A 22722-nucleotide genomic window follows, 5' to 3' on the forward strand; every position below is an offset into this window, starting at 1 on the left:
GCAGCGATCGACGGGGCTGGTCGAGCAGCGGTGTCGCGGACACGGACTCCCCTTATACGGCTTTTGCAAGCAAGTATTGGAAATAATTCGCCATTCGAGAAATACTGGGTGTGCCACACAGTGTCAATGACGGACCGATTGTTCGATCGGGGGAAGAGCCATGGTAAGTGACGCGGTCACCGATCCGGTCGTGGTAACGATGACTGGGTACTTCGCGGTGACACTCGCGGTCGGGTTGTGGTTCGGTCGCGGCGCGGGCGAGGGCTACGTGGAGTTTACGCTGGCCGGCCGAAACCTGAGTCTGCCCGTCTATATGATGACCTACTTCGCGACGTTCACGGGCGGCGGACTCACGATGGGGATCGCTCAGCAGGCGTTCATCGAGGGGATCAGCGCCCAGTGGTACGCGATGACGCAAGGGGTAGCCTGGATGACGATGACGCTGTTCATCGGCTTTATCTACTCGTTCGAGGTCGTGAGCGTACCCGAACTGCTCGGGCGCGTCTACGGCGATTACACGAAGTACTTCGCCGGACTGTTCACCGTCCTCGGCCAGATCGCGCTCACGGCCGGACAAACGATCGGCATGGCGTCGGTCCTGGCGGTCGTCACCGGCATCGACCTCGACACCGCGTTCTGGATCAGCGTGGCGGTCTTCGTCGGCCTCACCGCGTACGGGGGCATGAACACCGTCGCCTACACCGACACGCTCCACGGCGTCGTCATCATCGTCGGGATGCTCGTCGCGATTCCGCTCGCGGTGACGAACGTCGGCGGCGTCGGGGCCGTCACGGCCGAGGTCCCGTCGGGCCACATGAACTGGTTCGGCGTCGGACTCGTCCAGATCGGAACCTGGTACCTGATGTACATCACCGTCGCCGGTGCCCAACAGCAGATGCTCCAGCGGACCTGGTCCGCTCGGAGCCGACGGGTCGCGATGTTCGGCACTTTCCTCGCGGGCACCGTCATCACCGGGTACGGAATCCTCACGGCGACAGCCGGCATGATCGCCAGCGCACAGGGCGCCGACATCGAATCTTCGATGGCGTTCGCCTGGACGATCACGAACGTCCTGCCGGACGCCTTCGCGGGACTGCTGCTGGCCGCGGCCGTCTCGTCGGTCATCACCGGCGCGGACTCGTTCCTGCTGGCGGGCGCGACGAGCTTCATCAACGACCTCTACATCCCGCTGCGCGGCGGTCGCGACCGCCTCACGGACGCACACCTCGTCCTCGTGACGCGGCTGACAATCATTGGGTTCGGGGTCGGCGCCGCGCTGATCGCGTTCAGCGGGATCGAGATCATCGTCATCAACACGCTCGGCATGGGCATCATGTCCGTGCTGTTCGCGGGCCTGGTGATGATGCTCTGGGAGGGGACCGTCCGCGAGGCGGGCCTCCCCGGCTTCGTCGTCGGCGGCCTCGTCTTCGTCGCCTGGGAGTTCGGGCTGGGATCGCCGGAGTTCTTCGGCGAGGGACAGGTCGAACCCGCCGTCCCCGCGACGGCCGCGGCGATCGTCACGATCTGGCTCGTGAGCGTGCTGTACGACGGCGAGACGTTCGATAACGAGGAGGTCCGCGAACACGCGAGTCAGGACATGGACCGGCTGACCGCGGGCGACGTCGCGGACGTCGCCGACGACTGACGGGCAGGACCGGCAACGGACGATAGCGAACGGACGGCGTTCGGTCGGTCGACCGGGAATCGGCGACGCTCGGCCGTGACCCGGTCCGCTCGAGAGAGCGCGCCGTTTTTGACCCGCCCGTCGCTAGACGAACAAGAGCACACATGGACCTCACTCATCGTCCCCGGCGGCTCCGCCAGGACCACGTTCGCGGCCTGGTCAGCGAGACGAGCCTCGAGCCCGCGGATCTCATCGCGCCGGTGTTCGTCGACGCGACGGCCGACGAGCGCCGCCCCATCGAGTCGATGCCCGGCCACGAGCGCGTCCCAGTCGAGGAGGCCGTCGCCCGCGTCGAGGAAGTCCTCGAGACCGGCGTCGAAGCGGTCATGCTGTTCGGGATTCCGGAGTCGAAGGATCCCGACGGCACGCGCGCCTGGGCGGACGACGGCGTCATTCAGGAAGCGCTGCGCCGGATCACGACCGAAACTGACGCGTACGTCATCACCGACGTCTGTCTCTGCGAGTACACCGATCACGGCCACTGCGGCCCGCTCGAGGAGGAACTCCGCAGCGAGGACGACGTGACCGAGGGCGGCCCCGCCTGCGAACCGACGCTGACCGTCGACAACGACGCCGCGCTGGCGGCCTTGGAGAAGATCGTCGTTTCCCACGCCCGGGCGGGCGCGGACATGGTCGCGCCCAGCGGGATGATGGACGGGATGGTCGGCACCATCAGGGACGCACTCGATCGCGAGGGGTTCGAACACGTCCCGATCATGAGCTACGCGGCCAAGTACGAGAGCGCCTTCTACGGCCCGTTCCGTGACGCCGCCGACGGCGCGCCCGCCTTCGGGAACCGCCGTCACTACCAGATGGACCCGGCGAACGCCCGCGAAGCCATGCGGGAGGTCCGACTGGACGCCGAGCAGGGTGCCGACGTGATGATGGTCAAACCCGCGCTCCCCTACCTCGACATCGTCAGCGCCGTTCGTCGGGAGTTCGACCACCCAGTCGCCGCCTACAACGTCTCCGGCGAGTACGCCATGCTCCACGCCGCCGCCGAGAAGGGCTGGCTCGATCTGGAGGAGGCCGCCCTGGAATCGCTGCTGTCGATCAAGCGGGCCGGCGCGGACCTGATTCTTACCTACTTCGCGGAAGACGTCGCACGGGGACTGTAACGGACCTTCGCTCGCCGTTCGACGGAGAACCGGACGGTTGCGACCGGGTCGAGTCACGGCGTCACCGGACGACCCAGGCGTGACCGATAGGAAAATCGAGCACTCTTGGGTATTTCAGGGAGGTATTAGACGAACGTCAATGACCGCTCCTAACTGACCGGCCGTTCGGCAATATCTGCCGCGCGCGAGGGAAAACGTGCCGATCCGCGCCGTTCAGACCCTTCTCCAATGGTAATTCGATCGATTTTGGCCGGATTTTCGACTCGTCCCGGGTTTACAAACGCAAAAAATATAACCGCAGGTCGAAAAAGACGTCATTTCCAATACCCTTATACAGATTATATCTACATTAGCTTTGAACGGATGACCCTATTACGCCCCCAATTTCGCCCATTTGTCAAAGCTAACCCTTAAATGGAACAAGTCCAACCCACTCTAACGTGATTTGGAGTACGATCATGAACGGGATTGCACTGGGACAAGACGATCGTTTGGTGGCCGACGATAGCGCGTGGGGAACGGAGGTGGACGCCTGATGGAACCGACGCTCCTGCAGGCCGAGACGGAGATGCTGATCGAGTCGATCAACTACACGTGGATCCTGATCGCCACGTTCCTGATCTTCTTCATGCACGCCGGCTTCGCCATGCTCGAGGCGGGCCAGGTGCGCTCGAAGAACGTCGCGAACCAGCTGACGAAGAACCTGCTGACCTGGAGCGTCGGCGTGACGGTGTTCTTCCTCATCGGCGCGACCGTCGAAGGCCTCGTCGCCGGAAACGGACTCGCGTTCCAGTTCGAGAGCGCCGCGTCCGACTGGATGGACTGGCTGTACGGCGCCGTGTTCGCCATGACGGCGGCGACCATCGTTTCGGGGGCCGTCGCCGGTCGCGCGAAGCTTCGCGCGTACGTCACGTACACCTTCCTGCTGGCAGCGGTCATCTACCCGGTCGTCACCGGCCTCACGTGGGCCGGCGAACACATCGCGTACAGCGACGTCCTGTTCCACGACTTCGCGGGTGGGATGATCGTCCACGGCATGGGCGGCATCGCCGGCCTCACCGCCGCGTGGGTGCTGGGTCCGCGCATGGACCGGTACAACAGCGACGGGAGCGCGAACGTCATTCCCGGGCACTCGCTGACCTTCGCCGCGCTCGGAACCTTGATCCTCGCGTTCGGCTGGTACGGCTTCAACGTCGGTACCTCGGCGATCATCGACGAGAGCGCGTTCCTCGGCGATCAGCTCGGTCGCGTCGCACTGACCACGACGATCGCGATGGCCTGCGGCGCGATGGGCGCTGCGTTCGTCGCGTGGCTTAAGACCGGGAAGGTCGACACCCTCTACGTCGCGAACGGGCTGCTGGCCGGCCTGGCTGCCATCACCGCGATTCCGGACACCACCGCGTGGTGGGGCGCGTTCGTCGTCGGCGGCCTCGCCGGCGCACAGCTGCCGCTCGTCTTCGAGTTCGTCGAGCAGCGCCTGAAGATCGACGACGTCTGTGCGGTGTTCCCCGTCCACGGCTCCGCGGGGGTCCTCGGAACGCTGCTGTTCCCCTTCGTGGCCGCACCGGGCGTCGTCGATAGCATCGCGAACGCGTTCATCGTCCAACTGGCCGGCGTCGTCGTGATCGGCCTCTGGACGATCGTCGCGACCGGCGCCATCTGGTACGCCTTCAAGGCCGCCGGCCAGGCCCGCGTCACGCCCGAACACGAGCGCGAAGGCCTCGACGTCGCCGAACACGGCGTCGACACCTACCCCGAGTTCGGCGAGCCCGACGTCGCGACCGACGGCGGTAAGCCGAGCAACGCGAGGCAATCCTCGTCAGAGCTTTGCTCTGACGGCGGCGCGCCGAACGACGGCGAGATCAAGATGGTCACGGCGATCGTCCGCCCAGACTGCCTCGGCGACGTCAAGCAGGCGCTCGCGGAGGTCGGCGCGCCGTCGCTGACCGTCACCAACGTCTCCGGCCGCGGCTCCCAGCCCGCGAAGAAGGGCCAGTGGCGCGGCGAGGAGTATACGGTCGATCTCCACCAGAAGGTCAAGATCGAGTGCGTCGTCGCCGATATCCCGGCCGCGGAGGTCGTCGACGCCATCCGCGAGGCCGCCGAAACCGGCGAGCCTGGCGACGGCAAGATCTTCGTCCTCCCGGTCGAGGGAGCGACGCAGGTCCGCACCGGCAAGACCGGACCCGACGCCGTCTAAGCTCGGGTCGCGCGGCCGCCCGATCGCGGTCTCCCCGCCGACGGACCGCGACGTGAGCACAGCGCGTCCGCTCACGCGGCCCACGTTCGACGATATCGACTGCCTCTGACAATGCGAGTCGGCGGTGGCTGGCACCCCGACGTCCGGCGACCCGGGCGTCACGCGGCGGTCCGCGCGCGTCGGCTCGCGGCCGCCGTCCAGTGCAGTCCGCTGTGGCTTCGATCGTGTCGCGCTGTACTGGATTCGGTGCGGTTCGCTCGCTTTTCTCGCGGTTCGATCAGTCGCACTCGCAGCGATGGTGTCGCGGCGAGCGGCGAGTCTCGGTCTCGGCGTCCGCGGGCGTACACGTTCGGCGTCCGAACGACGGGGTCGCGGCCGAACCTCGGTACAACTTTCCCGTCGGAATTCCAAGTGGCGTCCATGAACGAGGAGCACTCACGCGAGCTGTACGACCGGGCGCTGTCGGTGCTGCCAGGCGGCGTCAACTCCGCGGTTCGCGCGGCGATCGAGCCCTACCCGTTCTTCGTTCGGAAGGGCGAGGGCGGTCACGTTGTCGACGCCGACGGCAACCGCTACATCGACTGGGTGATGGGGCTCGGTCCGCTGCTGCTGGGCCACGACCTCCCCGAACCCGTCCAGGCTGGCATCCAGCGGAAGGCCAGCGAGGGGCCGATGTACGGCACGCCGACGGAGGTCGAGGTCGACCTCGCGGAGTTCGTCGTCCGCCACGTCCCCAGCGTCGAGAAGATCCGCTTCGTCAACTCGGGCACCGAGGCGACCACCTCGGCCGTCCGGCTCGCGCGGGGGTACACCGGCCGGAACAAGATCGTCGTCATGCAGGGCGGCTACCACGGCGCTCAGGAATCGACGCTGGTCGAGGGCGATGCCGAGAACCCGCGGCCCTCCTCGGCGGGGATCCCACAGTCGTTCTCCGAGCACACCCTCCCGGTGCCGTTCAACGACGAGGAAGCGATCCGCGAGGTCTTCGAGAAACACGGCGACGACATCGCCGCGGTCCTCACCGAGCCGATCCTGGGTAACTACGGCATCGTCTACCCCGAGGACGGCTACCACGAGTTCCTCCGGGAGATCACCGACGACCACGGCGCGCTCCTGATCTTCGACGAGGTCATCACCGGCTTCCGCGTCGGCGGCCTCGGCTGCGCGCAAAGCGAGTTCGGCGTCACTCCCGACCTGACGACCTTCGGCAAGATCGTCGGCGGCGGCTTCCCCGTCGGCGCGATCGGCGGCCGCGCCGAGATCATCGAACAGTTCGCCCCCACCGGCGACGTCTTCCAGGCCGGCACCTTCTCCGGCCACCCCGTCACGATGGCCGCCGGCCTCGAGACCCTGAAATTCGCCGCGGAGAACGACGTCTACGACCACGTCAACGACCTGGGCGACCGGCTTCGCCGCGGCCTGACCGATATCGTCGCCGACCAGGCGCCCAGCTACACGGTCACCGGCACCGACAGCATGTTCAAGGTGATCTTCACACGCGAGGGGCCGGGGAAAGACGAGTTGGACGGGCAGTGCGAGGCCGGCTCCCGGCAGGACCCCGACTGCCCCCGCTACGAGTACAGCCCGAAGAACGCCGCCGACGTGAAAAACGCCGACACCGAGCGCTGGCGGCGGCTCTTCTGGGGCCGGATGAAAGAACAGGGCATCTTCCTCTCGCAAAACCAGTTCGAGTGCCAGTTCGTCAGCTACGGTCACACCGAGGAGGACGTCGACCGGACGCTCGAGGCCTACAAGAACGCGCTCTGAGGCGCCACCGTGTGACCGCGCCGTCGAGGCCGAGCCGACGTAGAGACGAACCGAGCCGCTGACGAGGACCGGATCGTCGACCGCGGTCGACGACTCGGCAGAGAGCGGCGAACGAAGAGTACCCGTCGGATCGGTCGGTGCGAGCGCGGGTCGATCGCGTCTCGGTCCCGCCTGGTCGCGTCCGTCCGGCCGCGTCAGTTCGGGACCGTGACGATGTCGCCCCGGTAGCTCTCGATCGCTTCGAGGACCGCCTGGCGGTCGTCCTCGTCGACACCGAACTCGGCGAGGGTGTCGTCGAGGTGGGTCGCGATCGCCTCGAAGTCGGCCGGGCCGATGCCCAGGTCCGCGTGGGCCGCCGCCATCTCCTCGCCGGTGTACTCGACGGGGCCGCCCGTGACCGAACTGATGAACTGGGTCTGGTGGACGCGTTGTTTCTGCATGTCCACGTCGTCGAAGTAGTGGGCGACCTGATCGTCAGCCACGACGCGCTCGTAGAATCGATCGACGACGTCGGCGATGGCGTCCTCGCCACCGAGTCGGTCGTACACTGTCTCTGTCATCCACTCGTATGTACCCCTTCGAAGAGTAATAAATCGCGTCCCGAACACGTTTTGGAAAAACACTGTGTGGAAATACCACACAACGTCGTGAGACTGTCGGACAGCCGCGCTTTCGTCGATCCGAGGTTCGAACCGGTCCGGTGACCGCGCCAACGCAGCGGGCCCCGTCGGTCGAGCGAGCGCGCCGGACAAGCGTGCGCTTTTCATACCCGAGGCACCGACTGGCGCCTATGAGAACGCGCGGGACGCTGCGACTGGCGACGAGGGGGTCCACGCTCGCCCGGAGACAGGCCACCCTAGTACAGGAGGCCTTGGAGGACCGCCGGTACGAGGTAGAGCTCGTCACCGTCGAAACAACGGGGGACCAGATCAGAGACGAATTGATTCACCAACTCGGGAAAACGGGGGCGTTCGTCCGCGAACTCGACGAGCGCGTCCTCGAGGGGGACCTCGACGGCGCGATCCACTCGATGAAGGACATGCCGACCGAGCAGCCCCAGGAGCTCGTAACCGCCGCGATTCCCGAGCGGGGCCGGCCTGGCGACGTGCTCGTCACGCCCGACGGCTCGACCCTCGAGGAACTGCCCGCGGGCGCGACCGTCGGCACCTCGAGTCTGCGCCGGCGCGCGCAGGTGCTCTCCGAGCGGCCGGACCTGACGGTCGAGCCGCTGCGCGGGAACGTCGACACGCGCCTCGAGAAACTGCTCGCGCCCGCGCTCCAGGAGGAGCACCAGGCGCGTTCGGAAGCGGACAAGGAACGGAAAGCGAACACGGGCGACGACGACTTCGAACCCGAGTACGAGCAGTCCGTCGACGAGTGGTTCGAGGGCCTCTCGGAACTGGAAAAGCAGGCGCTCGGCCGCGAGATCGAGACCGAGTACGACGCGATCGTCCTCGCACACGCGGGCCTCGAGCGCAGCGGGCTCGCTCACTACGTCGACTACCAGGAACTGCCGCCATCGACGTTCGTCCCCGCACCAGGCCAGGGCGCGCTCGCGGTGACCGCGACCGACGGCGAGACGGCTCGAAAGATCCAGTCGGCGATCGACCACCCGCGAAGCCGCGTCGAGACGACCGTCGAGCGGACGATCCTCGCGGAACTTGGCGGCGGCTGTATCGCCCCGGTCGGCATCTACGCGGTCGTGCAGGGCGAGTACGTCCACACGAGCGTCAGCGTCTTCGACCGCGACGGCGAGGAGTCGGTGACCGGCAGCCGCGACCTGCCCGTCGAGAGCCACGCCGAGGCCGCTCGAGCGTTCGCGCGGGACCTCGCGGATCGCGGTGCCGCAAGCCTGATCGACCAGGCTCGCGAGGACGCCGAGGACGACGGCGACGTCTCCGCGGAAGATAAGCCCGCGGGGAAATAGGACACGGATACTGAAATGGCAGCACGCGAAATCGACGCGGAACCCGGCACCGTCTACCTCGTCGGCAGCGGCCCCGGCGATCCCGATCTGTTGACCGTCAAGGCGAGGGAACTCCTCGAGAGCGCGGACGTCGTCCTCCACGACAAGCTCCCCGGCCCGGAGATCATCGACATGCTCCCCGAGGACCGCCGCGAAGACGTCGGCAAGCGCGCCGGCGGCGAGCGCACGCCCCAGTCGGCAATCAACGAGCGCCTGGTCGAACTCGCGCGCGAGGGCAAGTCGGTCGTCCGGCTCAAGGGCGGCGACTCGTTCGTCTTCGGCCGCGGCGGCGAGGAGGCGGAGTACCTGGCGGCCCACGAGGTGCCCTTCGAGGTCGTCCCCGCGGTCACCTCGGCGATCGCCGCGCCCGCCGTGGCCGGCATCCCGGTCACGCACCGCGATCACGCCTCGTCGGTCTCCCTCGTGACGGGCCACGAGGACCCGACCAAGGCGGAGTCCGCGGTCGACTGGGCGGCCCTGGCCGCCACCGGCGGCACCATCGTCGTCCTGATGGGCGTCGGCCGGCTTCCCGACTACACCGAAGCCTTACGCGAGGCCGGAATGGCCCCTGAGACGCCGGTCGCGCTCGTCGAACGGGGCACCTGGCCGGGCCAGCGGGTTGCGACGGGGACCCTCGAGACCATCGTCGACGTCCGCGACGAGAAAGGAATCGAGCCACCCGCGGTGACGGTGATCGGCGACGTCGCCGGGACCCGCGAGGCGGTCGTCGACTTCCTGCGGACCGACGACGGCGCGGCCGCCGAAAGCGAGGTCGAGAGTGGAGATGACAGCGAAGAGGGAGCGTAAACCGATGGCCGACGCACCGACGGTCGCCGTCTTCCGACCCGACGACGACCGCCTCGAGCGAGCCGTCGACCTGCTCGCGGACCTGGGGGCCGAGCCGGTCCCGGACCCGATGCTGGCCGTCGAGCCGACCGACGCGACGGCCCGGACCGACGCCGACTACGTCGTCTTCACGAGCAAGACCGGCGCCGAACTCGTCTCCGACGCGGGCTGGGCGCCAGGCGAGAGTGAAACCGTCTGCGCGATCGGGCCCGCGACCGCCGACGCGCTCCGCGCCGAGGGGTACGCGGTCGACGTCGTTCCCGAGGAGTTCACGTCGAGCGGCCTGGTCGCCGAACTCGAAGCCCGGGTCGACGGCGCGCGCGTCGAGGTCGCCCGCAGCGACCACGGGAGCGCGGTGTTGCTCGACGGCCTCGAAGCGGCGGGCGCGTACGTCCACGAGACGATCCTCTATCGACTGGTGCGACCCGAGGGAAGCGGTGACTCGGCAGCGCTGGCCGCCGACGGCAACCTCGACGCCGCCTGCTTCACCTCGTCGCTGACCGTCGAGCACTTCCTCGAGGCCGCCGCTGAACGGGAAATCCGCGACGAAGCGCTCGCGGGGCTCGCGGACGCCGTCGTCGGCGTCATCGGCGAACCGACGGCTGAAACGGCGACGGCACAGGGGATCGACGTCGACGTGGTGCCCGAGGAGGCGACGTTCGACGCGCTCGCGCGGGAGACGGTCGCGGCGACCCTAGATTGAGGTTAGTGAGAGGTCGTCCCACGGATCCGTCCGATCTCGAGAAGGATTTATCATCGAAAGGACATATTTCATTGGTGTAGTGTCGCAATTTTTCGACAATCGTCACAATATTCGCGAAACGGTCGTCGTCGGTCGAGCCGTGCGGCCAAGCGTTTCACCGCCCGCAAGGAAGTCGATCTCGATTGAACAGGTCGTGGGTGGGACTCTGATTTCCGGGCAAACGGGCAGTTTTCGACGATACTGGCGTTCGACGATGGGCGCGTTATCTTGAACGGATCGAACACGAAATCGACGCGCGCGTCGGGAAAGCGGAGACGGACTGTGATCACGGTGGTCCGCCCGATACCGGGTCATACCTCGAGATGACCATACACTTGCAGTAATCGAGTGGCGTTTTCGTCAATTAGTTGATTAGAAAAGGTTTTTAATATGTAGATTATCCCTAGTTTACATGAGTTATAATGACATTCAGACTTCGAGAAGGGATGTCCTGAAGGGGTTATCAGCCGGTGCATCCGCCCTGTTGGCGGCTTCGGGGGCAGGAACAGTGACCGCCGTAGAGAGTTCGGTTCCGGAGGATTCGCCGATGTTAGGCGACTTTCGGGAGGGACTCGAGGGGTGGAAATCGCGAGGGCCACACCGGGAAACGAGGGTCGAAGCAGGTCAGACGAGTGTCATCGAAACCGGTGGACACGGGTTACAAGTCCCGTTTACCGAACGGAGAAACGCACGGATCTGGAACCAGAGCCGAGTTCGTACGGCCGACTTCGCCGCGAACCGGTATCTGTTCGCCCGTCTCACGGCAAGTGTTGGGGGGACGAACTCGCCACTCGTATTTTTCGCTCGACTGTACTATCCCGGAGCACAGGGTACCGGTCGCGGCGAAAGCGGTGGAGATGGCAACGACGGGACGGAAACGGGCAACAATGGCAATGGAAACAGCAAGAACCGCAACGGGAAGAGCAACGGCAACGACGACGACGGAACGAACGGGCGAAACGGCAGCGGCAAACCGGTCGTCGAATCGCATCCGATCGTCGTCCCGCAAAACACCGTCCACTCCCTATATTGGGATCTTGAGGAGATTCCGGAGAAGATTCGCAGCAACGTCCACCGACTCGAGATCGTCTGGTTCCTAGCCGATCATCCGCCCGCTGAAAGCGGCTCCGGTCGGGGGCGCGGACAGGCCGAATATATGGGGACCGTGCTGTTCGATCATATCCGGCTTAGCGACGACAACCGAGAGGTAACGCGGAAAGCGCTCCGAGACAAGCGAAACGACCTCCAGCGCTTCCATGGGTCGATCACCGACAACGAGGTTCTGAGATCGACCGACGACATGGAATTAGGCAATTTCGTGTTCACCGACGGAGAAAAGATCATGTACGGAGTCAAGTACCACGATGAGGCGGGCGACAGAGAGTCGGTAACGTACATTCTTGACGGGGAGCGGTTCGCGCTCGGAGGTGAGAACTGATGACCGATACTCAGCAGTACACTTCTCACAACGGCCCCGAAGGGGACGAGTCAGCCGAGATCATATACGATAACCCGGGTGGCGGGATCGGGATTCAATCTGTCGAATCCCAGTCGGATGCGCTTATCATCAAGGACTGTCGGCCGTGGGGGACGGACGCCAACGAACAGGTGTTCGACGACCTGAACGTCGACTACGACGTCATTCCGTCGTCACGACTGGCGGAAACGACCCTCGAGGACTACATGGTCGTCGTCCTTCCGTCGACGCAGGATTCGTCCTACTACGATCGACTGGCGGAGGCGAACGACGACATCGAACGCTTCGTTGCGGGCGGTGGAACGCTCGTCGCACACGTTACCGACGATGGCTGGCCATGTGCGACACAGTGGAACGAGTCGTTCCTCCCGGACGATGTCGGGAAGGAGAATACGCTCCGAAACGACCTCTCTATCGAGGCGGAAACGCATCCGCTCGTAGAGTCATTCTCCGACGAGACGCTGGATGGGTGGGGGAGTTCGACGCACGGCTACCTAACGAACCTCCCGGACGACGCGACGGTCGTCGCGACGATTGGGGGCGACGAGTCTCGTCCGACCTACGCCGACTACGGGTACGAGTCCGGACGGGTTCTAGTGACGATGCAGACGATGGAGTGGCCGTACACAGGTAGTGTCGGAAGCCGCCCGGAGGATCCGCGAGCGCTACTGCAGACCGAACTCGAGATTGCGCTTGACGGGCGACGATCGCAGCGCGTCTCGGCACAATCGACGATTCTGCACTACATCAACGGTGAGAACGAGAACGTCACAGAGGGAGGCCATCCGCTCCACAGCGCCCAGATGCAAGTATTCCCGCGGTCTGATTCGGTTCAGGTGCCGCTTTCCGAGATTCCGAGGCTTCCCGACGTTTCGGTGCCCTTCCCCCTCGAGCCAGTGCTCGATAGCTGGCAGAAGGGAGATATGATTATGCAACCGGACACTGACCTGAAGGAAGCGACAAAGTTGAAAGATGGCAAGAACGCCGACGAGTACGGGGATGCCGCGTTTAAGCCGTATCGGTTCAAAAATCAGGTCAGCATCTCGTTCACGTCGCCCGACGGGGAAGCGATCGACAAAGAGAGCCTCCGGATTCGGTTCAACGAGGAGGGCACGTCGGACGACACCGTCGAGTACAAGGGTGAATCGGAATCGTATACGGTACTCGTCGGTGACGACATCAACAACCTCAGAACGGACGAGTGGTTCGATTCGCTCCGAGAACGCGGGACGCGAGTCGATCGCGACTATTCGATAGACACTGTCGAAGTCGGCAAAACTGAAGGAGTCCGGGTCAGCACTGTCACTAGTGGATACGCCGGCTTCGCACACGAAATCGTCGACCGAGCAGCCCGCAATCCGATTCACTTTCTGGCGACGATTTTCGGCTGGTACGAGGTGGTCGAGGACCTTCCAGGCGTTGACGACCTGCCAGACGTGGGCTGGGACGACCTTCCTGATCCACCGGAGGTCCCGGACAGTGACGATCTGGGCGATCTGCCGAATACACCGGACTGGGACATCCCCGACGGCCCGGACCTCTCCGACTCACCAAGCTGGGACGACGTCCCGGACCTCCCTGACTCACCGAGTTGGGACGACGTGCCGGACCTTCCGGACAGACCAGGCTGGGACGATGTCCCAGATCCCGATATTCCAGACTTGACCTTGTCGGTGGAAGGGGCAAGCGCGTTGACGGCGGACGCCGCCGGTCAATTCGAGCCCGTTTCTGACGGCGGAACCGCCACGATGAGCGCCCAACGGACGGCACCAGCCGAATTCGGCGTCGATCTGGATAACCTGTCGGCGGACGAAATCATCGATCTCATCGCACCCCATCTGCCCGATATCGTCGAGGAAGTCGTCGATCTCTTGACCGCCGTTCCGAACATCTACTCGTTCTACGAGCTGACCGTCCTGGCTGACGGACGACGGTTCACTCGTGTCTGGGACACGAGCCGTTTCCCGAGCAATGCGTTGTACGTCGACGGGCAGCGCCAGCGGCTGAATGTCGTACCTTATAAACGGAAACAGCTGTTCAGCGCTAGAATGGCCGCCTTCTTCGTCGTTGCGAAGGCGGGGATCTCGCCGTACAAGGGGATCGACTCGAAGGAGAACTATCTCAACTGGCTCCGGGCGAGACGAGTAATGGACGATCCCGGGAGCGTTCTGGAAGAGTTTGACGAACTCAACGATGTTGTCCGTAACTATCCCCGGATCTTCGCCGAGTTCGACTTCGATGTGAACGACATCATCGTCGACACCCCACAGTGGATTGTCGGCTACGACGCAACCGGCGATCGAATCGCCAATCCGGAAGCATACTTAAGTTCGAATATCCCCAGTCCATTCTAGTCGCACTCCCGTTTGCAATATCACCAAAACGAATCACAATGACCGAGACTCCCAGCCGACGAGACGGCCATACTCGCCGCATCATCCTTAGCGCACTCGTCGGCGGGACGATCGGTGTGGCAGGATGTGTGGGTGGCGACGACGAGATCGACCGGCTGCAACCCGAACGAGAGCTGTGGTCGTTCGAAGCCGACGGGCGAATACCCACGACCCCTGCCGTCGCGAACGGCCGGGTCCACGTCGGCAGCCTCGATCGGAACGTTTACGCGCTCGAGACGGAGGACGGAACGGAACGGTGGCGATTCGAAACCGGGAACGAAGTCTGGTCCGCACCGACGATCGACGGCGACGCCCTGTACGTCGGCGGCGTCGACCAGAGAGTGTACGCGATCGGGCTCGACGGGGACCAGCGGTGGACAGTCGAGACGGATAACGAGATCTACGCGCCGCCGACAACCGCGGACGACCGCGTCTACATCGGGAGCAACGATGGTAAGCTGTATGCCCTCTCGAGCGCCGCTGGCGAGGTCGAGTGGTCGGTCGAAATCGGCGGGAAAGTAAAATCGGAACTGGCGACGATCGAGGACTGGGGGTACGTCGGAAGCACCAACGGCACTCTTTCCGCAATCGATCTCCGCGACGGGGCGAGACAGTGGCGTTTCGGAACCGACGAGCGGGTTCTGAGCCGGCCGGCGATCCACGACGACCGCGTCGTGTTCGGTTCGACGGACAGGCGATGTTACGCGATCGACCGGCAAAACGGCGACGAACGCTGGCGGTACGAGACAGACGGCGGCATCGCGTCCTCGCCAACGGTTCGCGACGGAACCGTCTACTTCGGCAACTGGCGGATGCGCGTCCACGCAGTTGACGTCGAAACTGGCGAGCAGCAGTGGCAAACGACGCTTCGCGGCCGGATCAACGGCTCCCCGACTCTCGCCAACGACGTGCTCTACGTCGGAGACGCCGCTGGCATCGTCCACGCGCTTAATCCCGAGACGGGCGAGGCCCACTGGCGGTTCAAAACCGACAACGCCGTCATCGCCGCACCGACTGTCGTCGACGACGTTGCCTACGTCGCGAGCAACGACGGCCGCGTCTACGCGCTCGACGTAACCTGACGCGAGGCGTCTCGTCTCGATTCGCAGGACCGGAGGTTTATCCCCGATGACGACCCACCATCGAGCAATGAACCGATGACCGGGCCGGTGCCTGAACTCGAGGATCGCGCGGTAACGTGTGCCGAACGGCTGTGCGAGGCCGACCGCGTGCTGCTCACCTCTCACATCGACGCCGACGGACTCACCAGCGCCGCGATCGCAGCCCAGGCGCTCGAGCGGGCGAGCATCCCGTTCGAGACGGTCTTCAAGAAGCAACTCGACGACCAGGCGATTGCCGACATCGCGGCGACCGACTACGACACCGTTCTCTTTACCGACTTCGGGAGCGGCCAGCTCGATATCATCGGCGCCCACGAGGACGCGGGCGATTTCACGCCCGTTATCGCGGATCACCACCAGCCCGCCGACAGGGAGACGGAGTACCACCTCAATCCGCTCCTATTCGGGATCAACGGGGCCTCGGAGCTCTCGGGAGCCGGAGCGAGCTACGTCCTCGCGCGGGCGCTTGCGGAGGTTTCTGACAACGAACCGGATCCGTCAGTCGCAGCGGATGGAGGAACCGTCACTGCATCGGGGACCGCGAACGCCCGCGCCGACAATCGCGACCTCGCCGCCCTCGCGGTCGTCGGCGCCGTCGGCGACATGCAGGCCTCCGGCGGCGAACTTCACGGCGCGAACGCGAAGATCGTCGCGGAGGGCGTCGACGCCGGCGTCCTCGAGACGGGCAAGGACCTCGCGCTTTACGGGAAACAGACCAGGCCGCTTCCGAAACTGCTTGAGTACGCGACCGACGTCCACATTCCGGGGATTTCGAACGACGAAAACGGCGCACTGCGGTTTCTGGACGGCCTGGACCTCGAATTGAAACGCGACGGCGAGTGGCGCCGCTGGTCCGGGCTCACGAACGAGGAGAAGCAGACAGTCGCCAGCGCGCTCGTCCGGCGGGCCGTCTCGAGCGGGGTCCCCGCGAAGAAGATTGAGGGCCTGGTGAGCACGGCCTACGTCCTCCCTGAGGAGCCGGCGGGAACCGAGCTCCGGGACGCGAGCGAGTTCTCGACACTGCTGAACGCGACCGCCCGCTACGAGCGGGCCGACGTGGGGCTCGGCGTCTGTCTCGGCGACCGAGACGGAGCGCTCGAACGCGCCCGGAAACTCCTGCGGAACCACCGGCGGAACCTCTCGGAGGGGATCGATCTGGTCACGCGCGAAGGCGTGACCCACGAGGATAACGTCCAGTGGTTCCACGCGGGCGATCGCATTCGGGAGACAATCGTCGGCATCGTCGCGGGAATGGCGATGGGCAACGAGGGAATTAGCCGCTCGAAGCCGATCATCGCGTTCGCGGAGAAGCGCGCGGAGCGCGAGTCAGCGACCGCGAATCGGAGCGACGACGTCCCAGCGGCCGACGAGGAGATCAAGGTCTCCGCCAGGGGGACCCACTCGCTCGTCCGCAAAGGGCTGGACCTCTCTGCCGTGATGGGCCAGGCGTCCCGCGCCGTCGACGGCGACGGCGGCGGTCACGACGTCGCGGCGGGGGCGACGATTCCGAAAGGAAACGAAGACGAGTTCATCGAGCGCGCCGACGAGATCGTCGGTGACCAACTCTCGTAGCGAGTCGGTCCGTTATCAGGTCGATCGATCCATTGAGGCCGGGACCGTCGGGACCAGCGGTGCACGCGAGGTGAACAGATAGGCTGTCTTGCGAGCCGCGCCCTTGGCGTACTGGACCGAGCTCTTGCGAATCGGGGTGCGCCGGCCGTGGATCTGGGTCCGTCCCTCGAGAATCGCCTCGACCAGGTCGTCACCGTCGATATCGGCCTTCGTCGGGTTGGCCGCGTCGGGCGTCACGATCACTTCGGTGTAAGCCTTGCCGACGTTCAGGAGGTAGTGGGCGTCGCTGGCACCGATCCGTGGATAATCCCGGCGCTTCGCGAAGGTGCTGGCGCGGCGGTTACGGTAGCCGGTAAAGAGCATCGAGTTGTAGGTCTCGATCGCATCGGCGTCGGCGATGTGGCGTTTCCGGACGCCGTGACGGCTGCGCTGGAAGGGGTGGGGGACGATCGCCACCCCGCCCAGCTCGCGGACCGCTCGAACGGTGTCCATGAACGGCTGCCCGGGATCGGGACGTTTCTCGACGCCGATCGCCAGCAGGTGGCCGTGTTTGGTCGAGACCTCGACGCCTGAAATGCCGACCAGGCCGTACTTCGGCGCGAGGTCGGCGGCGCGTAGCGACTCGTCGATTTCGTCGTGGTCGGTGATGACCACACCGTCGAGGCCGATGTCGGCGGCGTGTTCGAGAATGAGTTCGATCGGTTCGTGCCCGTCGTAGGAGTCGTCCGAGTGGACGTGAAAGTCGATCGCGAACGGAATCTGGGTCGTCATGTGGAGGTCGTCATGTGGAGGTCGGTATAGCGGGCGTCGCTACCACCAATAACCTGTTGCCCCGCATAAACGCTGTGCTGCCGCCCGAGTCCCACTCGGGCCCTGATTCAATATATCATTATGTGATTTATGACAGTCCAGACGCCGAATTCGAAGCAGTAGCAGAGAGGGAACGAAACGCGCCAAAACGGCCGAATCGACGAGAAGGTCGGGATCGATTCGGTACGAACAGTCCGCTCGGGACGTGCTCCCGCAGTAGACGGCGGACGCGGTATCGAAGAACGACGTCGACGAACGAAGCATTCTCAGTCGAGGTTCGAGACCGCTGACGGCGAGGTTGCGTACCTGCCGTCGTCGCACTGTAACCCCGCTGACCGCGTGAGCGGCCGGGATCGGCGACAGCGAGACGGCGTTCGATCGTCGCTCGCCTGGTCCGATGATCGCCGGTGACGGCAGATCGGGTGCTCGCGCGCTCGATGCAGGGCTGCGCGAGGCGAATCGAGACCGAGGCGCCACGTGGTCGATACCCGGTTGCCGACGTGATCGAACGATGGGGGCGCTATCGGCCGACCAGGCGATAGCCAATGTAGCGGCGAGCCGAGAGCGCGGCGGGCCCCTCGTGACAAACAGCAATTCCGAGAGGCGAGGGAGGAGGAAATCGTAGTCGAGCAGTTCGGCTGCTCGAACGGCGAGGAAAACGGCATCTACCGCGCGCGAACTCGGACGTTGCGATCGGCCGAGATCCGTTGCGGTACGATCGTGCGTCCTGGCAGGCCGCGGGTCGGCCAGGCGGGCGAACACTGCGTTCGAACCGCGAGCGCAGAGACGCGACGCTGGGAAAAGCCCTCTACTAAAGTGATGAACCATATGGAGATATACTGAATCTCCGAAACGGACTCGGAGCCAGAAAAAACCGTGGGTGGAACGACGCTCCGAGAGAGACGCCATCGCATCGAATAGGCAGCCAGCGACGGCGTGAACTACTACGCCGTCTGCGCTCGCTCCTGGGAACGACCGGGCCGGAGCCGGCCAGCGATTCGCGACCGGACGGCCGCGGCCGACGTCGCTCGCACTACCGAACGATACCGCGCCGCGCTCGGACGTGACGATCCGCGGCTCCCGTACTCCGATCCGATCGTCTGCCAGTTGCGCTCGGCAACTGACGACAGCAACTGCGATGCGGCGACTGGTCGATGGACTCGATCGAAACGAGCCTGGCTGCGGACGACAGCCGACGAGTCGCTCCACCAGCGTGACTTCGAAGCGTTACGGGCGAACGCGAACGACTCGAGAACCGACCGGAATCGGCCGAAGGCGCTCATCGGGGACCGGCAAGTGCAACTTACCGAGTCGACGACCGCTACGGACCCGGCGGCGCGCGGTATCAGTCATTGGTAGCAGCGTGTTACTCGACGCTGGGTCCGCCAGCCGCTACTCTCGGGCTACTCTCGATCGTGACGCGGCTGTGCGGGAGCTGCAGCAGCCGTCAGCCGTCCGTGTGATGCACCTGACCGCGGCGGTCCGAATCGGAGCGGACGATTCAGGTGCTACCCGGGGACTGAATTCCCTCGGGTACGAAGTCGGAAAGCGATACGGTGTCGAGCACCTCGTCGACCGCCAGCGGATCGTCGGCTGTGGAGACGGTCTCGTGAATGCATCGCATGCATTCGAGCACCCCGTCGACGGCGGCTCGGCGGGTCGACACGCGGCCGATCGTTCGGTGGATCGCCCTGTCCGCGAGGAAGTACCGGTAGCGGAGCTCCCAACACCGACAGAGGCCGAGTCCCGGGTGGGATCGGTCGGCGAGCGTACTGTCCGCGATCAATTCGATCGTGGGCCGGCTATGCCGGTAGATGAACCGATCGTCGCGGAGCTCCGCGAGCCCCCACCTCGGAGGCAATGCCTCCGGCGGGATGGGGTCCTGGTCAGCGACCATAGTATCGATATCGCAGAGAACGGGAGTGTCCGTTCCGCTTGCGTACGCGGGTTCCTATATAGGATCCCCGTACCGTTTCAGCGGTCTGGCATAGGGGGACCGTACCGGAGTCCGTTCGGGCGCCGGCGGCGCCGAGCGCGATCGAGACGGCCACCGGCGCGGAATCGGGCCGAACGGGGACGATCGTCCGACTTTTGTCCGCGCCCGTCCGAGTTCGAGTATGGCCGACTTCGATCCCGAGAAGTTCGAAGACAAGTACGCCAACTACTTCCCCGAACTGCAGCAGGCGTACAAGAACGCGTTCAACCGGATGAACGACCGCTACGACTCCGAACTCGTCCACGCGATCGACCAGCAGGTGTTGAACGAGAGCGAACCCTTCTACGAGGGCGACGGCGAGTTCCGCGTCGAACTCCCGGACGATCCGTACGAGCGCCTCTCAGGCGTGCTCGTCGAAGAGGAACGGTTCGAGCAGGTCTTAGAGTCCCACGTCGAGGAAATCGAAACCGAGCTACAGCGCGTCTTCGGCTTCGCCTAACGAAGCGGTCCGGCCGTCGCAGTCGCCGATAGCCGACCGCGAAGGACGGAAGGTTTAGGGGGGCTGATACCCAAGGGGCTTCTATGAGCACCGAGACCCAGAACGACGGGGACGACCTCGAGGAGCGCGTCACGAACTTCCTGCGCCGGAACTTCCCGCAGATCCAGATGCACGGCGGGAGCGCAGCGATTCAGGACATCGACCGCGAGAGCGGTGAGGTCTCGATCGCGCTCGGCGGCGCCTGCAGTGGCTGCGGGATCTCGCCGATGACGATCCAGGCGATCAAGAGCCGGATGGTCAAGGAAATCCCCGAAATCGAGCAGGTCAACGCTTCCACCGGGATGGACGGTGGCGACGACATGGGCGGCGGCACGAGCCCCTCCTTCCCCGGCGAGACCGTCGACGACGACGGCGAAGCCGACGAAGGTCCGGAAGCACCGTTCTAACCGTCGCTCGTCCCGCCCGTTCGAGCAGTCGTTTTTGCTATTTCATTCCTCGACAGTCGTCGCTCCGAGTAGAGGGGTCACAACGAGACGCCGAGACGACCACCGGTCAGCGCAGGTCGCGTCCGCGTTCCCACGTCCTGATCAGCGCCGTGAGCGTTCGAACCGTCGGCACATCGAGGCCCGTCTCGGCCGCGCGATCCACGACATAGCCGTGGATCGCATCGATTTCGGTCCGCCGGTCGGCCAGCAGGTCCTGCGCCATCGAGGACGTGTTCGCGGCCGTCGCCGCGGCGACGGCTTCCATCGCGGCGAGTGCCGCGCGGTCCGAGAGGGAGACGCCGCACTCCCGAGCGACGCGTGCCGTCTCCCGAGTCGCCGTCCGCGCCAGTTCGTTCGCCGGCGCCTCGAGGACCGCCCCGTTCTCGGTCTCGGTCAGGGCCGTCACGGCGTTGATCCCGGCGTTGACCGCGATCTTCTCCCACAACCGGCGGGGCATATCCTCGGCGACCGTCGTCTCGATCCCGGCGGCCGCAAACGCCTGGCCGACTCGCTCGGCGATCGTCGACGGACCGCCGTCGCGAGCGCCCAGAACGACCTCGCCGAGACCCGTACATTCGACGACGCCTGGTTCCCGGAGCAGCGCACCGTAGGTCGCCGTCCCCGCGAGCACCGGCGCGTCGACGCGGGCCGCGAGCGTCGCCTCGTTGCCCATGCCGTTTTGCAAGGAGAGTACGGCGTCGAACGACCCCGTCGAGAGCGCGGCGGCGGCCGCAGCGGTGTCGAACGACTTGACCGTCACGACGGCCAGGTCGGCGTTCAGTTCGGTCCCGTCGGTCGTCACGGATGGGGACGAGTGGACGGGGAACTCGTCGGCGACGCCCTCGCCCGCACCCACGATTTGCAACCCCGATTCGCTGACGGCGCGGGCCTGGTCCGCGCGGGCGACGAGGGTAACGTCGTGCTCGCGCGCCAATAGGCCGCCGACGAGGCTGCCCAGGCTACCGGCGCCGAAAACGACAGCGTTCATGGCACGAGGTGGACCGAGCGCAGTAAAAACGGTTGTCGTCGGGGGCCGCGCTCGGCGCCGACCGCCGTCCGAGCGCCGGGCGCGGTTATCAGTCCTCGGTCCAGTAGTACAGGTCCTCGCGGTCGGCACCGCAGGATGGACACTCGTCGGGGACGTCGCGATCGAGCCGGCCCAACTCGCCACACTCCCAGCAGCGCCACATGAGTTCGGCTTCACCGAACTTCTGACCCGACCGGACGTGTTCGACGCTCAGGCCTTCGATGCCGTCGCGGAGCGTGATGTACAGTCCGTTTTCGTCGATCCCGCGAATCCGTCCGATTTCGGTGCCATCCTCGGTGTAGACCGTCATCCCGAACGCGAGCCGTGACTGTTCCTCGGCCATGTGAATCACCAACGAGAAACTACGCCGCGAGCGGTGATAAACCCCAATGTGCTATATAAAATTGGGCTGACTATCGCTACGGACCGCACGCCTGGCGCCGCTCAGTCCTCGGTCCAGTACATCAGGTCCTCGCGTTCGGTGCCGCAGTTCGGACACTCGTCGGGGAGGCCGTCCTCGATGTCTCCCATCTCGCCACACTCCATGCAGCGCCACATCAGGTGGGCCTCGCCGAACTCGTGGCCCGAGCGGGCGTGCTCGACGCTCATCGCCTCGGCGCCCTCGCGGGTGGTGACGAAGAAGCCGCTCTGCTCGAAGCCACGAATCTTTCCGAGTGCGTTTCCGTCCTCGTCGTAGACCGTCTGCCCGAAGTTGAGGTCCTCGACCGCATCGACGGCCTCCTCCTCGCCTTCCCGCGCCGGTGTTTCACCAGTTTCAACCATACGCTGAGCTACACTCGCGACGGCGATAAAGACACAGCGCGCATTATTCGAGTGGCCGTTCGAGGCCCTGAGAAGGGCGTTAACGGACAGGATGGATCGGATCCAATTCGGGTTTTTCAGCGCAACGGAGCGTCGCAGCCTGGTTCGCGTGGTCGTCGCAATTGCGGCGATCCGTGCGACTTGGGTAGGCAAACTGGAAGTCGGTACTGGTCGCGAGCGAAGCCGTGGACGGAGAACGGTCCGACAATTGTTGCGAACGAAGGACTGTCCCGAGTGAGAGTTCGGAAGGAAGTACA

20 protein-coding genes are annotated in these 22722 nt (G+C 65.1%); 14 read left to right on the top strand and 6 right to left on the bottom strand.

What is annotated here, in order from left to right:
- Window positions 1-160 precede the first annotated feature (160 nt).
- The 4 genes from BMY29_RS16635 to hemL all read left to right on the top strand — a co-directional run bounded on the left by BMY29_RS16635 (window position 161) and on the right by hemL (window position 6769).
- On the top strand, window positions 161-1645 hold the full coding sequence (locus tag BMY29_RS16635) for a sodium:solute symporter family protein (protein ID WP_049990741.1): 1485 nt from the start codon (window positions 161-163) through the stop codon (window positions 1643-1645).
- A 143-nt stretch (window positions 1646-1788) separates the two neighbouring features.
- Complete coding sequence (gene hemB / locus BMY29_RS16640; RefSeq protein ID WP_049990740.1) at window positions 1789-2802, top strand: porphobilinogen synthase; 1014 nt, start codon at window positions 1789-1791, stop codon at window positions 2800-2802.
- Window positions 2803-3337: 535 nt separating this feature from the next.
- Entirely contained in the window at window positions 3338-5002 is a 1665-nt protein-coding gene (locus BMY29_RS16645; RefSeq protein ID WP_049990739.1) for an ammonium transporter, read from the top strand.
- Window positions 5003-5422: 420 nt separating this feature from the next.
- Window positions 5423-6769: a glutamate-1-semialdehyde 2,1-aminomutase gene (gene hemL, locus BMY29_RS16655; protein ID WP_049990738.1), complete on the top strand. Its 1347-nt coding sequence runs from the start codon at window positions 5423-5425 to the stop codon at window positions 6767-6769.
- A 194-nt stretch (window positions 6770-6963) separates the two neighbouring features.
- Here the strand turns inward: hemL and BMY29_RS16660 are convergent, their stop codons facing one another.
- Window positions 6964-7329, bottom strand: a complete 366-nt coding sequence (locus BMY29_RS16660) for a group I truncated hemoglobin (protein ID WP_049990737.1) — start codon at window positions 7327-7329, stop codon at window positions 6964-6966.
- A gap of 230 nt (window positions 7330-7559) precedes the next feature.
- Between BMY29_RS16660 and hemC the strand changes: the two genes are divergently transcribed.
- The 7 genes from hemC (at window position 7560) to BMY29_RS16695 (ending at window position 16886) form a co-directional block, all read left to right on the top strand.
- Complete coding sequence (gene hemC, locus BMY29_RS16665; RefSeq protein WP_049990736.1) at window positions 7560-8696, top strand: hydroxymethylbilane synthase; 1137 nt, start codon at window positions 7560-7562, stop codon at window positions 8694-8696.
- 15 nt (window positions 8697-8711) lie between these two features.
- Window positions 8712-9542, top strand: a complete 831-nt coding sequence (cobA, locus tag BMY29_RS16670) for a uroporphyrinogen-III C-methyltransferase (RefSeq protein WP_049990735.1) — start codon at window positions 8712-8714, stop codon at window positions 9540-9542.
- A gap of 4 nt (window positions 9543-9546) precedes the next feature.
- Window positions 9547-10284, top strand: coding sequence for a uroporphyrinogen-III synthase (locus tag BMY29_RS16675; protein ID WP_049990734.1), 738 nt, complete (start codon window positions 9547-9549; stop codon window positions 10282-10284).
- A 451-nt stretch (window positions 10285-10735) separates the two neighbouring features.
- Entirely contained in the window at window positions 10736-11761 is a 1026-nt protein-coding gene (locus BMY29_RS16680) for a hypothetical protein (RefSeq protein WP_143067729.1), read from the top strand.
- The gene (locus tag BMY29_RS16685) at window positions 11761-14154 is read left to right on the top strand and encodes a type 1 glutamine amidotransferase family protein (RefSeq protein ID WP_049990732.1); all 2394 of its coding nucleotides are present in this window, start codon (window positions 11761-11763) and stop codon (window positions 14152-14154) included. Before BMY29_RS16680 ends, BMY29_RS16685 begins: the two co-directional genes overlap by 1 nt.
- Before the next feature lie 128 nt (window positions 14155-14282).
- Window positions 14283-15275 carry an outer membrane protein assembly factor BamB family protein gene (locus BMY29_RS16690; RefSeq protein WP_049990731.1) on the top strand — a complete coding sequence of 331 codons (993 nt, stop codon included), beginning with the start codon at window positions 14283-14285 and terminating at the stop codon, window positions 15273-15275.
- 75 nt (window positions 15276-15350) lie between these two features.
- On the top strand, window positions 15351-16886 hold the full coding sequence (locus tag BMY29_RS16695; RefSeq protein ID WP_049990730.1) for a RecJ family nuclease: 1536 nt from the start codon (window positions 15351-15353) through the stop codon (window positions 16884-16886).
- A gap of 15 nt (window positions 16887-16901) precedes the next feature.
- On the opposite strand, the gene BMY29_RS16700 is transcribed toward BMY29_RS16695, so the two are convergent.
- On the bottom strand, window positions 16902-17657 hold the full coding sequence (locus tag BMY29_RS16700) for a PHP-associated domain-containing protein (protein ID WP_049990729.1): 756 nt from the start codon (window positions 17655-17657) through the stop codon (window positions 16902-16904).
- A gap of 975 nt (window positions 17658-18632) precedes the next feature.
- On the opposite strand from BMY29_RS16700, the gene BMY29_RS21795 reads away from it, so the two are divergent.
- Window positions 18633-19055 carry a DUF7552 domain-containing protein gene (locus tag BMY29_RS21795; RefSeq protein ID WP_049990728.1) on the top strand — a complete coding sequence of 141 codons (423 nt, stop codon included), beginning with the start codon at window positions 18633-18635 and terminating at the stop codon, window positions 19053-19055.
- A gap of 142 nt (window positions 19056-19197) precedes the next feature.
- On the opposite strand, the gene BMY29_RS16710 is transcribed toward BMY29_RS21795, so the two are convergent.
- Window positions 19198-19593 (bottom strand): hypothetical protein, encoded by a 396-nt coding sequence (locus BMY29_RS16710; RefSeq protein WP_049990727.1) that lies wholly within the window; start codon window positions 19591-19593, stop codon window positions 19198-19200.
- A 220-nt stretch (window positions 19594-19813) separates the two neighbouring features.
- Here BMY29_RS16710 and BMY29_RS16715 point away from each other — a divergent pair, with 220 nt between their 5' ends.
- The gene (locus BMY29_RS16715) at window positions 19814-20131 is read left to right on the top strand and encodes a DUF5783 family protein (protein WP_049990726.1); all 318 of its coding nucleotides are present in this window, start codon (window positions 19814-19816) and stop codon (window positions 20129-20131) included.
- An 83-nt stretch (window positions 20132-20214) separates the two neighbouring features.
- The gene (locus tag BMY29_RS16720; protein WP_049990725.1) at window positions 20215-20577 is read left to right on the top strand and encodes a NifU family protein; all 363 of its coding nucleotides are present in this window, start codon (window positions 20215-20217) and stop codon (window positions 20575-20577) included.
- 106 nt (window positions 20578-20683) lie between these two features.
- On the opposite strand, the gene BMY29_RS16725 is transcribed toward BMY29_RS16720, so the two are convergent.
- The 3 genes from BMY29_RS16725 to BMY29_RS16735 form a co-directional block, all read right to left on the bottom strand.
- On the bottom strand, window positions 20684-21604 hold the full coding sequence (locus BMY29_RS16725) for a ketopantoate reductase family protein (RefSeq protein ID WP_049990724.1): 921 nt from the start codon (window positions 21602-21604) through the stop codon (window positions 20684-20686).
- Window positions 21605-21692: 88 nt separating this feature from the next.
- Window positions 21693-21986, bottom strand: coding sequence for a DUF7130 family rubredoxin-like protein (locus tag BMY29_RS16730; RefSeq protein ID WP_049990723.1), 294 nt, complete (start codon window positions 21984-21986; stop codon window positions 21693-21695).
- 101 nt (window positions 21987-22087) lie between these two features.
- Entirely contained in the window at window positions 22088-22426 is a 339-nt protein-coding gene (locus BMY29_RS16735; RefSeq protein ID WP_049990722.1) for a DUF7130 family rubredoxin-like protein, read from the bottom strand.
- Window positions 22427-22722: the final 296 nt, after the last annotated feature.

This window comes from Natrinema salifodinae (assembly GCF_900110455.1).
Taxonomy (GTDB): domain Archaea; phylum Halobacteriota; class Halobacteria; order Halobacteriales; family Natrialbaceae; genus Natrinema; species Natrinema salifodinae.

What these genes read in the sequence shown, in the direction of transcription:
- BMY29_RS16715 (WP_049990726.1), top strand. Translation starts at nt 19,814, where the DNA reads ATGGCCGACTTCGATCCCGAGAAGTTCGAAGACAAGTACGCCAACTAC.
- BMY29_RS16710 (WP_049990727.1), bottom strand. Translation starts at nt 19,593, where the DNA reads ATGGTCGCTGACCAGGACCCCATCCCGCCGGAGGCATTGCCTCCGAGG.
- BMY29_RS16645 (WP_049990739.1), top strand. Translation starts at nt 3,338, where the DNA reads ATGGAACCGACGCTCCTGCAGGCCGAGACGGAGATGCTGATCGAGTCG.
- hemC (WP_049990736.1), top strand. Translation starts at nt 7,560, where the DNA reads ATGAGAACGCGCGGGACGCTGCGACTGGCGACGAGGGGGTCCACGCTC.
- BMY29_RS16725 (WP_049990724.1), bottom strand. Translation starts at nt 21,604, where the DNA reads ATGAACGCTGTCGTTTTCGGCGCCGGTAGCCTGGGCAGCCTCGTCGGC.
- BMY29_RS16635 (WP_049990741.1), top strand. Translation starts at nt 161, where the DNA reads ATGGTAAGTGACGCGGTCACCGATCCGGTCGTGGTAACGATGACTGGG.
- BMY29_RS16730 (WP_049990723.1), bottom strand. Translation starts at nt 21,986, where the DNA reads ATGGCCGAGGAACAGTCACGGCTCGCGTTCGGGATGACGGTCTACACC.
- BMY29_RS16695 (WP_049990730.1), top strand. Translation starts at nt 15,351, where the DNA reads ATGACCGGGCCGGTGCCTGAACTCGAGGATCGCGCGGTAACGTGTGCC.
- hemB (WP_049990740.1), top strand. Translation starts at nt 1,789, where the DNA reads ATGGACCTCACTCATCGTCCCCGGCGGCTCCGCCAGGACCACGTTCGC.
- cobA (WP_049990735.1), top strand. Translation starts at nt 8,712, where the DNA reads ATGGCAGCACGCGAAATCGACGCGGAACCCGGCACCGTCTACCTCGTC.
- BMY29_RS16685 (WP_049990732.1), top strand. Translation starts at nt 11,761, where the DNA reads ATGACCGATACTCAGCAGTACACTTCTCACAACGGCCCCGAAGGGGAC.
- BMY29_RS16680 (WP_143067729.1), top strand. Translation starts at nt 10,736, where the DNA reads ATGAGTTATAATGACATTCAGACTTCGAGAAGGGATGTCCTGAAGGGG.
- BMY29_RS16675 (WP_049990734.1), top strand. Translation starts at nt 9,547, where the DNA reads ATGGCCGACGCACCGACGGTCGCCGTCTTCCGACCCGACGACGACCGC.
- hemL (WP_049990738.1), top strand. Translation starts at nt 5,423, where the DNA reads ATGAACGAGGAGCACTCACGCGAGCTGTACGACCGGGCGCTGTCGGTG.
- BMY29_RS16660 (WP_049990737.1), bottom strand. Translation starts at nt 7,329, where the DNA reads ATGACAGAGACAGTGTACGACCGACTCGGTGGCGAGGACGCCATCGCC.
- BMY29_RS16700 (WP_049990729.1), bottom strand. Translation starts at nt 17,657, where the DNA reads ATGACGACCCAGATTCCGTTCGCGATCGACTTTCACGTCCACTCGGAC.
- BMY29_RS16720 (WP_049990725.1), top strand. Translation starts at nt 20,215, where the DNA reads ATGAGCACCGAGACCCAGAACGACGGGGACGACCTCGAGGAGCGCGTC.
- BMY29_RS16735 (WP_049990722.1), bottom strand. Translation starts at nt 22,426, where the DNA reads ATGGTTGAAACTGGTGAAACACCGGCGCGGGAAGGCGAGGAGGAGGCC.